The organism is Nocardia sp. NBC_01503 (genome assembly GCF_036327755.1).
Classification (GTDB): domain Bacteria; phylum Actinomycetota; class Actinomycetes; order Mycobacteriales; family Mycobacteriaceae; genus Nocardia.
Map to the genome: position 1 here is coordinate 2,408,447 of NZ_CP109596.1, position 13,079 is coordinate 2,421,525.

A 13,079-nucleotide genomic window follows, 5' to 3' on the forward strand; every position below is an offset into this window, starting at 1 on the left:
ATGGGAGCTGCTCGTGCCGTACCGCAGAACGAAACACTCATATGTTCTCCCGGTTGTCACCGCCCTGGCGATCACCGCGCCCCTCGGCATCCTGGCGCTGAGTGACTCCCCCGACATCCGGCCCACCGACGAAAGCAAATTGGCAGCAATACCAGCGGAAATGGCCGAGGTGGCGCTCGCCACCGCCCCCGATCTGGTGCTGCCGCTGCACGAACTCACCGGGCTGAATCTGCCCGATCTACACCTGTCGGATCTGCGCATGTTGCCACTGCCCGCCTCGATCAAGGTCCCGCCCGGGTTGGTGCCGGGGTTCGGGCTGCCAAGCGAGATTCCGTTACCGCGACTAGGTAAGCCCGGCGGCTCGCCGGGCTTCATCGCCGCACCCGGGCCGAATCAACCCGGGGCCGGAAATCCCTCCGCTGCAACGCAATACGAGAACGTCCCGAAGATCATCGGTGATCCCACCACTCCCGCCCTGACCCCCAATGCCGTCCCGGACGAGCTGGTCGACAAGGTCGGCGCGCAGGTCAAAGAGCTCAGTCGAGACACCCCCTTCAGCATGGTCGCGCTCACCGCGCCGGAGCTGATCGGCACCACCGCACTCATTCGCGCCAAACGCGCCGACGGCGGTTGGGGGCCCTGGTATCCCACCGAAGCGGTTGATACGCCCAGCAAGAAGCCCGGACGCAGCGGCACCGAACCGATCTATGTCGGCGTAACCAAAGCCGTGCAGATCCTGGTGACGCGCAAGAACGCCGTGCGGCCGGTGAACGCGCCCGCGGACGCCCAGGCCGTGCCGCCCGCGCCCGACGCACCCGGGAATCCGGACGCGCAGGCACCGGTCGCACCCGTGAACTCCGATGCGCCCGCACCCGCCCCCGCCGCGAATCCCGATGCCGCCGCGCCGCTCGCGCCCGCGAATCCGGATACCCAGGCCGTTCCCGGGCGTCCCGAAGCGGCCCCGTTCACCGATCACTCCGGTGACCCGGCGCAGATCAACCTGGAGAAACTCGCCGCGATCCTCATCGATCCGGGCCGCGGCGCGCTCGACGAGAACCTCAATCGCGTCGCCGCGCCGCTGCCCGGTGGTGGCCCCAAGGTGATCAGCCGCGCGCAGTGGGGCGCGGACGAATCCCTGCGCTGCGAGGAACCCACCTACGACGACGGCGTGAATGGCATTACCGTGCACCACACCGCGGGGCGCAATGACTACACCCCGGCCGAATCCGCGGGCATCGTGCGCGCCATCTACACCTATCACGCGAAGACTTTGGGCTGGTGCGATATCGGCTACAACGCGCTCGTCGACAAGTACGGGCAGATCTTCGAAGGCCGCTTCGGCGGCTTGGATCGCCCCGTCGAGGGCGCGCACGCGGGCGGATTCAATATCAACACCGCCGGCGTCGCCTTCATGGGCAATCACGAGGAGGAGCCGCCGACCGAGGAAGCCATTCAGGCGATGGGCAACTTCATCGGCTGGCGTTCCAAGGTGGCCGGAATCGATCCCGAGGGCAAGACCACCATGTACTCCGAGGGCAGCGACTACACGCGCTACGCCCTGGGACAGGCCGTGCAGCTGCCGAACATCTTCGCGCACCGGGATGTCGGAAACACCACGTGCCCAGGCGATCTGGCGTACGACCTGATGGACCGGATCCGTTCCATCGCCGAAAGTGTGGCGGGTAAACCGATTACACCGAGCACGGTGCAACCGCAGCGGCCGACGCAGACTCGTCCGCAGCGCAATGCGAATAATCAACAGCCGCAAAGCAATCCGAACAGCGAGGCGGATCTGGCGACGCTCGCGGATCTGACCACCAAGCTGCTCGGCATGCTCGACACCAGCCCGGTGGCCAAGTACTACCAGGCCTCCGGCGGGCCGAATGGTCCGATGGGACAGGCGACTTCGGAGCCGCAGCCGACCGGGAACGGCGGGCAGTACGCGCAGTTCGTGAACGGGTACCTGTACTCCGGGCCGGACGGGCAGGTGTTCCCGGTGGTCGGGAAGATTCTCGAGCGCTTCCTGCAATTGGGGGCGGGCACCGGGATGCTCGGACTGCCGACCAGTGGGGAGTACCCGGTCCAGGACGGGGTGCGGACCGATTTTCAGAACGGGTCACTGATCTTCAGCCAGCTGACCGGGATCGTGACGACGGTATTGCAGAACCTCGGCGGAGGGCAGAATCAGGGGCCCGCGCCGATTCCGGCCGTGCTCGGCGATGCCCAGCAGGCGCAGCCGATTCCGGCGGCGGTTCCGGAACCCGCTGCGGGGCCCTAGGTTTCAGCGCTCGACGAATTGGCCGGGAATCCACTGATGGATGTGGATCCCGGCCAAAAACATGCCGGGATGACGAGGGGCGCAAGCCGCGACGACAGGGGCGCATGCCGGGGCGACGCGGGGCGCATGCTCATCGAGGCCATGGGGGCACCCGTGTTCGACCGCGGCGGTTAGACCCACCAGCGCTCGAGGACTTGCGCCACGCCGTCCTCGTGGTTGGCGGCGGCGACCTCGTCGGCGGCGGCAATCGCCTCGGGGTGGGCGTTGCCCATGGCTACGCCGTGGCCCGCCATTTTGAGCATGGGGACGTCATTCGGCATGTCGCCGAAGGCAATCAGGGCGGTGTGCTGGACGCCGAGGCGCTGGGCAACGCTGGCCAGACCGGTCGCTTTGGTCACGCCGGGGGCGGATAGCTCGATCAGCCCGTTGTCCGTCGAATAGGTGAGATCGGCGCGGCCCGTCAGATGCGGTTCCAGAATCGCGCGCATCGCACCACTGGTGGCGCTGGGCAACCGGATCAGCATCTTGATGGCGGGCGCGGCGATCACCTCGGCGCGTGAGACCTCGGTGTCATCCGGATTCAGCCAGGCGTGCTCGTACTCGGGGGAGCTCACGAATTGCGGGGTCGCCGCATCGTGCGCGGTCGCCCCGACCCGCTCGGCCGCGAGTCCACAACCGGGCAGCAGGGTTTCGGCCAGATCCGCGGCCCAGGCGAGAGTCTCCACATCGAGCGTGCGCGTGGACAGAATCCGATCCGAGGCACTGTCGTAGATGACCGCGCCGTTCCCGCATACGCACAGCGGTGCGTACCCGAGTCCGTCGACGACCGGATCGATCCAACGCGGGGGCCGACCGGTGGCGAGCACGAACGGCACACCGTCCGCGATGAGGGCGTCGATCGCGGCTTTCGTGCGCGCGCTCACCTGCTCACCGTTGTCGATGAGGGTTCCGTCGACATCGGTCGCGACCATCTTGGGTTTGGGCAGGTGGAAGAGAGTCACCTAGTCCATCCTGCCTGAAATCCGGGCCCGAAATGCGAACGCTGCGCGAATTGCCCGCCATTGGCTGCAGGCTCGTTACCCGCCACTGCTGTCCGTAACGCACGGTTATCCACAGGTGTCCCTATGATCTGGGCTTAGAACTCGACCCGAGAGGGACTGATGGCCGGCTTTCTCCTGCGACGCGCGCTGAACTATGTCGTGCTGCTCGTGCTGGCGTCGTTCCTGGTATTCACCGTGGCGTCCCTCACGTTCACGCCACTGGACTACCTGGAACAGCGCAATCCGAGACCGCCGCAATCGGTCATCGATGCCAAACGTGCCGAGCTGCACCTGGATGATCCGATCCCGCAGCGGTATCTGGCGTGGGCGGGGGACGTCGTACACGGCGACTTCGGCAAGACGCTCGCTGGACAGCCGGTCAGTCAGGAGCTGCCGCGCCGGATCGGGGTGAGCCTGCGACTGTTGATCATCGGTTCGCTGGTCGGCACGGTGCTGGGTGTGCTCATCGGTGCGGCGAATGCCATCCGCCAGTACAAATTCAGTGACTATCTGAGCACCGTCATCTCGCTGCTACTGCTGTCCACACCGGTATTCCTGCTCGCGACCCTGTTGAAATACGGTGCGCTGGAGATCAACCTGTCCACCGGGAAGCAAATCTTCCTCTACACAGGTGAAACCTCGGCGACGCAGGTGCACGGCCTGTGGAATCAGATCGTGGACCGCGCACAGCACCTGGTGATCCCCACCCTGGGCCTCGCACTCGGAGCCATGGCCGGATACAGCCGCTACCAACGCAATGCGATGCTCGATGTGCTGGGCAGCGATTTCATTCGCACCGCGCGCGCCAAGGGCCTCACCCGTAGCCGCGCCCTCTACAAACACGGACTGCGCACCGCGCTGATACCCATGGCGACGCTGTTCGCCTACAGCTTCGGCGGTCTCATCACCGGCGCGACCTTCACCGAGAAGATCTTCGGCTGGCATGGCGTGGGTGAGTGGCTGGTGGACGCGATCAACGCGCAGGACATAAATATCGTGCTGACGGTGACCGTGTTCGCGGGTCTGGTGGTGCTGCTCTCAGGCCTGCTCTCGGACGTCGTGTACGCGTTCCTCGACCCCCGGGTGCGTGTCGGATGACAGATGTGGAGATCATCGTCCAGGGTGCGCCGCAGGCGACGGGGCGACGCAAACTGGTGTGGCGGCGCTTCCTGCGCAACAAGATCGCGGTCACCGCCGCAATCGTGCTGATACTCCTGTTCGTGGTGGCCTTCGCGCTGCCACATTTCATCCAGTACAGCTACACCGATATCGACCCGACCTCGAAGTTGCAGCCACCCGGCCCGAAACACTGGTTCGGCACCACCTCGCTCGGTGAGGACGTTCTCGCGCAGACGCTGCGAGGTTTGCAGAAATCACTGGTCATCGGCTTCGGCGCGGCGATCATCGGGGCCGTCATCGCCACCGTCGCCGGATCGGTGGCGGGTCTACTCGGCGGCTGGACCGATAGGGCCATCATGTGGCTGGTCGACCTGCTGCTGGTGGTCCCGAGCTTCATCATGATCGCGCTGTTCGCTCCAAAGACCAAGGGCAATGGCTCGGTCTTCCTGCTGACCTTCCTGATCGCCGGATTCGGCTGGATGATCAGCGCCCGCATCATCCGCGGCCTCTCCATGAGCCTGCGTGAACGTGAATTCGTGCGCGCCGCAAGGTATATGGGCGCATCGACCTGGACGGTCATCACCACGCACGTGGTACCGAATATCGCGTCCATCCTGATCATCGACACCACCCTCGCGGTCGGCGGCGCGGTCATGGCCGAAACCGGTTTGAGCTTCTTGGGATTCGGCGTGCAGCCGCCTGATGTGTCACTGGGCTCGCTTATCGGCACCTACAGCAAGTCCGCGCTGACGTACCCGTGGACGTTCATGTTCGCCGGCGGCTTTCTGATCACCATCGTGTTGTGCGCCAACCTCATGGGCGACGGACTGCGCGACGCCTTCGACCCGAGCGCGAAGAAAGCGCGGGCCAAGCAGTCGCGGAAGAAGGCTGAGAAATGAGCGAAGACACAGCGGCCGAGAAGCGGCGCACCACCGCGCCGCTGCTGGAGATCGGCGACCTGCGGGTGTCCTTCCCTGGTGAGGAAGGCCGCGTTGATGCGGTGCGCGGAGTCAACTTCGCTGTCAACGACGGTGAAGTGCTGGCGATCGTGGGCGAGTCCGGCTCCGGCAAATCGGTGTCTTCGATGGCAATCATGGGTCTGCTCCCGGAACAGGCGCGCGTGCAGGGGTCGATTCGACTGCGCGGCCGGGAGCTGCTGGGCTTGGATGACAAGCAGATGTCCACACTGCGCGGCAGTAGCGTGTCCATGGTCTTCCAGGACCCGCTGTCCGCGCTCACCCCGGTCTATCGGATCGGCGATCAGATCGCGGAAGCGCTGCTGGCACACCGCAAAATGAGCAAGCACGAAGCCGCCACAAAGGCGATCGACTTGCTTGATTTGGTGGGCATCCCCGATCCCGAGGTGCGTGCCAAGGCTTTTCCGCACGAGTTCTCCGGTGGCATGCGTCAGCGCGTGGTAATCGCGATGGCCATTGCGAACGATCCCGAACTCATCATCTGCGATGAGCCGACCACGGCCCTCGATGTGACCGTGCAGGCGCAGATTCTGAACCTGCTGCGCAAGGCGCGCGATATCACCGGCGCGGGGGTCATCTTCATCACCCACGATATGGGTATCGCCGCCACCCTCGCCGATCGCGTGGCCGTCATGTACGCGGGGCGAATCGTCGAAACCGCACCGGCAGCAGAGCTTTTCAGGACCCCGCGGATGCCGTATACGGTGGGCTTGCTCGGCTCCATCCCACGCATGGACGGTCCGGCGCGCGCCGCACTCATCCCGATCGTCGGCTCACCACCCGCCATGCACAATCTGCCGCCCGGCTGCTCCTTCGCGCCACGCTGCCCAATCGCCATCGATGACTGTATGGCCGCCGAACCACCGCTGGAAGACACGAGTCCGGGGCACCGCGCGGCCTGCATTCGCACCGCGGAGATCGGCACCCAGGAGCTGTTCACGGCCTACCGCAAGGAGATCGAGACACCGGAGGAGGTCGCCGAGATCGATACCGCCCAGGTGGTGCTGAAGGTGACCGAGCTGCGCAAGACCTTCCCGATCACCAAGGGTGTGGTGTTCCGCCGCACCACCGGTGAGGTGAAGGCTGTGGACGGCATCAGTTTCGAGGTGCGTGCGGGCAGAACCCTTGCGCTGGTGGGCGAATCGGGGTCCGGCAAGTCGACCACACTCACGCAGATCATGGATCTGCTGAAGCCGGAGGGCGGCAGTATCGAGATCCTCGGCCACGATGTCACCACGCTGACCAAGCCGCAGCGTCGCGAGATCCGCCGCAAGATGCAGATCGTCTTCCAGGATCCGTCGTCCTCACTCGATCCGCGCCTACCCATCTCCGACGCCATCGCCGAACCGCTGCGCATCAACGGTCGCTCGCGCGATGAGATCAACAGGCGGGTGCCGGAGCTGCTGGAGCAGGTCGGACTGCGCCCCGAACATGCCGATCGGTATCCGGCGGACTTCTCCGGCGGCCAGAAGCAGCGCATCAATGTGGCTCGGGCGTTGGCGCTGGATCCCGAGCTGCTCGTTCTCGACGAACCCGTCTCGTCACTGGATGTCTCGATCCAAGCGGGTGTGCTCAATCTGCTGCGTGACCTGCAAACAGAGCGTGGTCTGTCATATCTGTTCGTCTCACATGACCTGTCCGTGGTGCGAAATCTAGCGCACGACATCGCGGTCATGTATCGAGGACAGATAGTCGAATACGGTCCGGCGGAACGCGTTTTCTCTGCTCCGGAGCATGAATACACCCGCGCCCTGATCGACGCGGTGCCCGTTCCGGTAGCGACCCGGTAGGAGGGTGTCGGATGCGTAGCGGACGAGGTTGCGCCGCAGTCGTTTTGGCTGCCGGATTGGCGCTGGTGGCCTGCGGTGGCGGTGATACCACCGCCACGGGCACTGGCGAACTCGGTATCACGGCCGATATCAATCCACATGTGCGCGAGGACATCCGGGACGGCGGCGATCTCCGGCTCGCCATGACCTCGTTCCCCGCCAACTGGAACACCCTCCAGATCGATGGCAATGAGGGCGAAATCGCGGAGTTGGTCAAACCACTCATGCCCCGCTCATTCCTGACCGACCCCTCCGGCAACCTCACGGTCGACCACGACTACTTCACCGACGTGCGGATGACCAGCACGAATCCGCAGGTCGTCAGCTACACCATCAACCCTGAGGCGGTGTGGTCGGACGGCTCTCCGATCACCTGGCAGGACATCGCAGCGCAGGCACACGCGCTGAGTGGCAAGGACACTCGCTATCTGATAGCCATATCCAATGGCTTCGACCGGGTCGCCAAGGTAGAGCGCGGGACGGACGACCGGCAGGCGATCATCACCTTCGAGAAGCCCTATGCCGACTGGCGCGGCCAGTTCGCGGGCAACTCCATGCTGTATCCCAAACAGGTGACGGCCGACCCGGAGTCATTCAACAGGTCCGAGATCGACGCGATCGGACTCACCGGCGGGCCGTTCGTGGTGCGCTCCGCCGACCGCACCTCCGGCCTGATCACATTGGCCCACAACCCGAAATGGTGGGGTAGCGCCCCCAAACTCGACACCATCGTCTACCGGGTGCTGGACAGCAATGCCTGGACACAGGCCTTGCAGAACAAGGAGATCGACGCGGCCCTGCTGCGCACCATCAACGATCTGCAGAATGTGCGCGCCGTCCCCGGCCTCACTATTCGACAGGCACCGCTGAACCGCTGGCGCCACTTCACATTCAACGGCGCCCCCGGCTCCATCCTCGCCGATCAGCAACTGCGCGTGGCCATTTCGAAGGCCATCGATCGGCAACGGATCGCCGACACCATGCAGAACGGCCTGACCACCAAACCCGCCCCGCTGAACAACCACATCTTCCTGCGCGGCCAGCACGGGTATCAGGACAACAGCCTCGGCTTCGATCCCGGGGCCGCCGCAGCGGAACTCGACGCGCTCGGCTGGGTACGCGACGGCGACGGTCGAGTCAAAGACGGTAAGCGCCTGGTGATTCGGGACGTCATGTACAACGACGACACCTGGGTCCAGATCGCCAAGCTCATTCAGCAGGATCTGGGTAAGGTCGGGGTCGAACTCACCATCGACACCCGACCCGGCAGCCGCTATTTCACCGATGTCATCCAGCCCGGTGATTTCGATGTATGTCAATTCGTATTTCAGGGTGATGCGTTCCCGTTCAACGGAATACCGCAGATCTACGGGTATCACCCGGACAATCTCCAGGCCAATTTCGGACGCATCGGCTCACCCGAACTCAATGAGCTGATCGACAAGACGCTATCGGAACTGGATCCGGAGAAGGCCATCGAACTCGCCAACCAAGTGGATCGCAAGGTCTTCGAGGAAGGTCATTCGCTGCCGCTCGTTCAGAACGAAGGTAACTTCGGCGTCCGATCCGACCTGGCCAATTATGGTGCCCCCGGATTGGCTTCCTACGACTACACCACGATCGGGTTCTTGAAGTAACTTTCGGCAGCCCTACAAGTACCGACGAGCCGTCCCCCGGCGGAAGGAGCGATCCATGCGGATACGTTCGACAGTCATACGATTCGCGATTCCCATGGTCGCATTGGGTCTGGTGGTGACCGGTTGCAGCGCCAATGACAGCGGCGGCAGCGGCAAAGCCGAGATCGGCAGCACCAATGCCGTCAACCCGCATCCGGTAGCGGACCTGGCGGAGGGCGGCAATCTACGACTGGCACTGTCCGCCTTCCCGGAGTCGTTCAACGGGCTGCACGTCGACGGCAATACCACCGACACCACCGATGTCATCGCTCCGACACTGCCGCAGGCGTTCGTCAGCGACGCCGCCGGTGTCTTGACCGTCGATCACAATTACTTCACCGACATCCAGATGACCTCCACCAACCCGCAGACGATCACCTACACGATCAACCCCAAAGCGGTCTGGACCGATGGCACTCCCATCACCTGGGAGGACATGCAGTCGCAGTGGAAGGCGCTGAACGCCACCGACAACAACTATCAGGTCGCCGGTACTCAAGGCTACGACCAGGTCGGCAAGGTTGAACGGGGCGCCGACGACCGGCAGGCCGTCGTCACATTCAGCAAACCTTACGGCGAGTGGCAGGGACTCTTCGGCGTGCTGTACCCCAAGGCCGATACCGAATCCCCGCAAGCCTTCAACGACTGGGCGCGTAACAGCCTGCCCGTCAGCGCGGGACCCTTCATGATCAGCAATCTGGATCGCACCCAGAACCGAATCACCCTCAGCCGCAACCCCAGTTGGTGGGGCGACAAACCGGTTTTGGACAACATCACCTTCAGTGTGCTCGACCACACCGCGGTGCTACCCGCCATTCAGAACAATGAGCTCGACGAGGCCACGGTATCCGGTCTGGAAATGGTTGTAGGCGCGCGTAATACACCGAACGTGGAGGTCCGGCGAGCACCCGAAGCCACCTTCTCGCTGGTCGCCTTCAATGGGGCGCCCGGCTCCATCCTCGAGGATGTGAAGCTGCGCCAGGCCATCGCCAAGGCGGTCGACCGGCAGACCATTGTGGAGAACTTCCAGCATGGCTACGTCGACGACCCGAAGAAGCTCGACAATCACATCTACATGGCGGGACAGACTGGCTACCAGGATAATTCGGAGGTCGTGGCCTTCAATCTGGACGCTGCCGCCAAGGATCTCGACGCCCTCGGCTGGGTGCTGAAGGGTGATACCCGGGAGAAGGACGGCCGCAAGCTGGAGATCCGCGATGTCATGTACCAGCAGGACGCCTGGGTGGACACCGCCAAGATCATCCAGAACAACCTGGCCAAGATCGGCGTGAAGCTCACCATCCAGACCGTGCCGGGCAACGGCCTGTTCACGAATGTGATCGATCCGGGTAACTTCGATCTCGCCCAGTACAGCCTGGTGGGTGGCACGCTCCCACTGGGCGCGCTGCGTCAGATCTACTACTACGATCCGGCCAACTGGCAGGGCAACAAGTCCCGTATCGGCTCGCCCGAACTCAATACCCTCATCGACCAGATCCTCCAGGAATTGGATCCGGCGAAGGCGCGGGAGATGGCCAACAAGGCCGATCAGATGATCTGGGCCGAGGTGCATTCCCTCCCGCTCAACCAGGCTGCGGGCACCCATGCGACCCGCGTCAACCTGGCCAACTGGGGCGCGTTCGGTATGGCCTCCCCCGACTACACGAAAATCGGCTTCCTCAAGTGACTTTCCGGACAGGTCATCCATTGACCTATCCGGCCGTTGTGACGATCGGCGCTCTCGCGATTTGCCTCGCTTGGGCGCCGTTCGGCGGTTCGGAGCAGGTTGCCATGCTCGGTACGGTGGCGTTGATTATTTTGGGGTACAGCGCTTTTCAGTTCGCGAGCGCGTTCGGGTATTTGCCGGTGGGGCTGCCGCGGCGGGCGGGCTGCCGGGATGTGGGCGTGCGGCGGGTGCGGCAGCAGCATCGGCTGGTGAGTCGGTCGTGGTTGGAGTTCACCACGGGTGGGCGGACGCGGTGGCTGCCGGTGTATTTCGATCCGACGCTGGTGACGCTTACGCAGGGGAATGCCGAATTGGCCGGGCGCACAATCACAGTGGATGGGGTGCGGGCTTATCCGTCGGGGCGATTGCGGAGTGCGGAGCCGGTGGGGCGGTTGATCGACAATCCGGCTCGGCCGGATGACGGGGCGGCACTGACCGCGGTGCGGGTCGCGCGGTATGGGCGGCGATTGCTGTTGGATGCGCAGTCGGCGGTGGTCGGGCCATTCGTGGGCTTGCTATGGGTGTATGTGGCAGGAGGTGGGCCGATGGCTTTCACCGCGGCGACCCTGGTGGGGGCGGCTACCGCGGTGTGGCTTTCGGCGATCCGGGGGTCCGATCCCAGCTGACGTTGCGACGGAGGCCAGCACCGGCGCGCATCTCGGCCGGGATCCACACACATTGTGCGCCAACAGTTCTATGTGGATACCCGCCAGAGGCGCGCCGAGGCGACGGAGGTCAATCAGTCTGGGAAGGGCGGTTCCGCGCGCGTTTGGCGGCCTTTTCCTCTGCCTCGGCGCGATCGAGTTCGTTCGCTTCTTCCAAAGTCGGTGCGCCGCCGCCCAGCCGGGCGGGCACCCAGTACGCGCCCGGCTCATGTACGTAATCCTGCTGCACGTTCAGGAGCATGGCTTCCATGGTCTTGTGCAGTTGCTCGGTCAGCTCGGCGGCCGGTTCGTACGGCTGAATCGGCGCGCCCACCTCGATGGAGATGGGGGTGTTGGTGCGGCCCAGGCGCTTGGGATAGCCCTTGGTCCAGACGCGCTGCGCGCCCCAGATCACCATGGGGATGATCGGCACGTTCGCCTCGATGGCCATGCGCGCCGCACCGGACTTGAATTCCTTCAATTCGAAACTGCGGCTGATGGTCGCCTCGGGATACACACCGACCAGTTCGCCGCCACGCAGTCGATTCACAGCCTCGTGATACGAGTCCGCCCCCGCGGCGCGATCTACCGGAATATGCTTGAGCGCCCGCATGATCGGCCCGCTGATCGAATTGTCGAAAACCTCCTTCTTCGCCATAAAACGCACATAGCGCTTCGTCGTACGCGCAGGCAGGCCCGCATACGTGAAGTCCATGTAACCCGTGTGATTGATGGCGATGACAGCGCCACCCTTCGCCGGGATGTTTTCGTCGCCAGTGACAGTGAACTTCAGGCCCTGTGCCGCGAAGACGGTACGAGCCAGCCCGATGATCGGGAAGTAGACGGGTTCCACAGTTGCGCTAGCGTAGTCGCTGCCCGCGCGGCGACCAGTGATCCAGGCAACAGTATTCGGCGGCCGAGAGCGCGAGGGCCGCGTGCAGTGACGAAAGAGGTTCGCACCAGTGGAGAACGCATCGCCTGAGCTCGTGACTCCCCGCGGACTGCGCGCACTCACGGTCGGCGTCGCCGCCGCCTGTCTCACGCTCACGGGATGCGATTCGGTGGTCGGCATACCCGGTGACGAGGATGATGCGGGCGACCGCGTGGTCTCCTCCAGCAGCGTCACCAGCAGTGCGCCCGCGCCGAGAAGCGGCACGCCGGCCCAGATCGCAGTCGACGCCTGGGCCGCCGACCTGCGCGAACACGGTGAAGCCGCACTCGAAACCCGGTGCTGGAGCATGGCTCCGCGCAATATGCGGGCCAGGTACGCCGAACCGCAGCCGATTCTGGACGCGCTCGCGCGGCCCGGTGTGCACAGCGGGACGAATACGGTGTGGAAGAGCGGTGCGATCACCGTCGTCGTGACGGATCGGGACGCGGCGAGCGGATATGCCTGTCCGCGAGTGGTGCCCACCGGCGGCGAGGCGTTCAACGATGCCGATGCCCGGCATACCGTGCGGCGATATCTGTCCCGGGCCATCGGCGATCCCGTCGATCCGGCCGATCGCGAGAGTGCGTATCCGCTGGTCTGCACGCTGCAGCCGGGTTGGGATCCGGATGGGACCGGCGCGCCGGGCACGCCGCCGCTCGCGGTGAATCCCGGCAAATCCGGTGCGGTGAAGTCCTTTGTGGATGAATCGATCAATTCCGAATGGCCGCGCGAGTCCTACATCACCGTCACCGTGCCGGTGGTCACCACCGCCGGAATCTCGAAAAAACAGACATACACCCTGAAGTCCGGCGACGAGGGTTACTGCATAGGCGACGTTTCCGGGTAGCCAGTAGTCTGG

The 13,079-nt window shown here is 64.4% G+C and carries 10 protein-coding genes; 8 read left to right on the forward strand and 2 right to left on the reverse strand.

Going from position 1 to position 13,079, the window contains the following annotated elements; translation table 11 throughout:
• The first annotated feature begins 13 nt into the window (after positions 1-13).
• Complete coding sequence (locus tag OHB26_RS10835) at positions 14-2,278, forward strand: N-acetylmuramoyl-L-alanine amidase (protein ID WP_330184052.1); 2,265 nt, start codon at positions 14-16, stop codon at positions 2,276-2,278.
• Positions 2,279-2,448: 170 nt separating this feature from the next.
• On the opposite strand, the gene OHB26_RS10840 is transcribed toward OHB26_RS10835, so the two are convergent.
• Complete coding sequence (locus tag OHB26_RS10840; protein WP_330185582.1) at positions 2,449-3,249, reverse strand: HAD family hydrolase; 801 nt, start codon at positions 3,247-3,249, stop codon at positions 2,449-2,451.
• Positions 3,250-3,438: 189 nt separating this feature from the next.
• On the opposite strand from OHB26_RS10840, the gene OHB26_RS10845 reads away from it, so the two are divergent.
• From OHB26_RS10845 to OHB26_RS10870, 6 genes are read left to right on the forward strand one after another with little or no spacing between them, the layout of a single operon-like run.
• Complete coding sequence (locus OHB26_RS10845; protein WP_330184053.1) at positions 3,439-4,416, forward strand: ABC transporter permease; 978 nt, start codon at positions 3,439-3,441, stop codon at positions 4,414-4,416.
• Positions 4,413-5,336 (forward strand): ABC transporter permease, encoded by a 924-nt coding sequence (locus OHB26_RS10850; protein ID WP_330184054.1) that lies wholly within the window; start codon positions 4,413-4,415, stop codon positions 5,334-5,336. The genes OHB26_RS10845 and OHB26_RS10850 overlap by 4 nt, the downstream gene beginning before the upstream one ends.
• The gene (locus tag OHB26_RS10855; RefSeq protein ID WP_330184055.1) at positions 5,333-7,204 is read left to right on the forward strand and encodes an ABC transporter ATP-binding protein; all 1,872 of its coding nucleotides are present in this window, start codon (positions 5,333-5,335) and stop codon (positions 7,202-7,204) included. Before OHB26_RS10850 ends, OHB26_RS10855 begins: the two co-directional genes overlap by 4 nt.
• An 11-nt stretch (positions 7,205-7,215) precedes the next feature.
• Positions 7,216-8,880 (forward strand): ABC transporter family substrate-binding protein, encoded by a 1,665-nt coding sequence (locus tag OHB26_RS10860; RefSeq protein WP_330184056.1) that lies wholly within the window; start codon positions 7,216-7,218, stop codon positions 8,878-8,880.
• A gap of 55 nt (positions 8,881-8,935) precedes the next feature.
• Positions 8,936-10,606, forward strand: a complete 1,671-nt coding sequence (locus OHB26_RS10865; RefSeq protein ID WP_330184057.1) for an ABC transporter family substrate-binding protein — start codon at positions 8,936-8,938, stop codon at positions 10,604-10,606.
• Entirely contained in the window at positions 10,603-11,271 is a 669-nt protein-coding gene (locus OHB26_RS10870; RefSeq protein WP_330184058.1) for a hypothetical protein, read from the forward strand. The genes OHB26_RS10865 and OHB26_RS10870 overlap by 4 nt, the downstream gene beginning before the upstream one ends.
• Positions 11,272-11,380: 109 nt before the next feature.
• On the opposite strand, the gene OHB26_RS10875 is transcribed toward OHB26_RS10870, so the two are convergent.
• Positions 11,381-12,142 (reverse strand): lysophospholipid acyltransferase family protein, encoded by a 762-nt coding sequence (locus tag OHB26_RS10875; RefSeq protein ID WP_330184059.1) that lies wholly within the window; start codon positions 12,140-12,142, stop codon positions 11,381-11,383.
• 133 nt (positions 12,143-12,275) lie between these two features.
• On the opposite strand from OHB26_RS10875, the gene OHB26_RS10880 reads away from it, so the two are divergent.
• Positions 12,276-13,067, forward strand: a complete 792-nt coding sequence (locus OHB26_RS10880; protein WP_330184060.1) for a hypothetical protein — start codon at positions 12,276-12,278, stop codon at positions 13,065-13,067.
• Positions 13,068-13,079 lie beyond the last annotated feature (12 nt).

What these genes read in the sequence shown, in the direction of transcription:
- OHB26_RS10855 (WP_330184055.1), top strand. Translation starts at nt 5,333, where the DNA reads ATGAGCGAAGACACAGCGGCCGAGAAGCGGCGCACCACCGCGCCGCTG.
- OHB26_RS10860 (WP_330184056.1), top strand. Translation starts at nt 7,216, where the DNA reads ATGCGTAGCGGACGAGGTTGCGCCGCAGTCGTTTTGGCTGCCGGATTG.
- OHB26_RS10845 (WP_330184053.1), top strand. Translation starts at nt 3,439, where the DNA reads ATGGCCGGCTTTCTCCTGCGACGCGCGCTGAACTATGTCGTGCTGCTC.
- OHB26_RS10840 (WP_330185582.1), bottom strand. Translation starts at nt 3,249, where the DNA reads ATGGTCGCGACCGATGTCGACGGAACCCTCATCGACAACGGTGAGCAG.
- OHB26_RS10865 (WP_330184057.1), top strand. Translation starts at nt 8,936, where the DNA reads ATGCGGATACGTTCGACAGTCATACGATTCGCGATTCCCATGGTCGCA.
- OHB26_RS10850 (WP_330184054.1), top strand. Translation starts at nt 4,413, where the DNA reads ATGACAGATGTGGAGATCATCGTCCAGGGTGCGCCGCAGGCGACGGGG.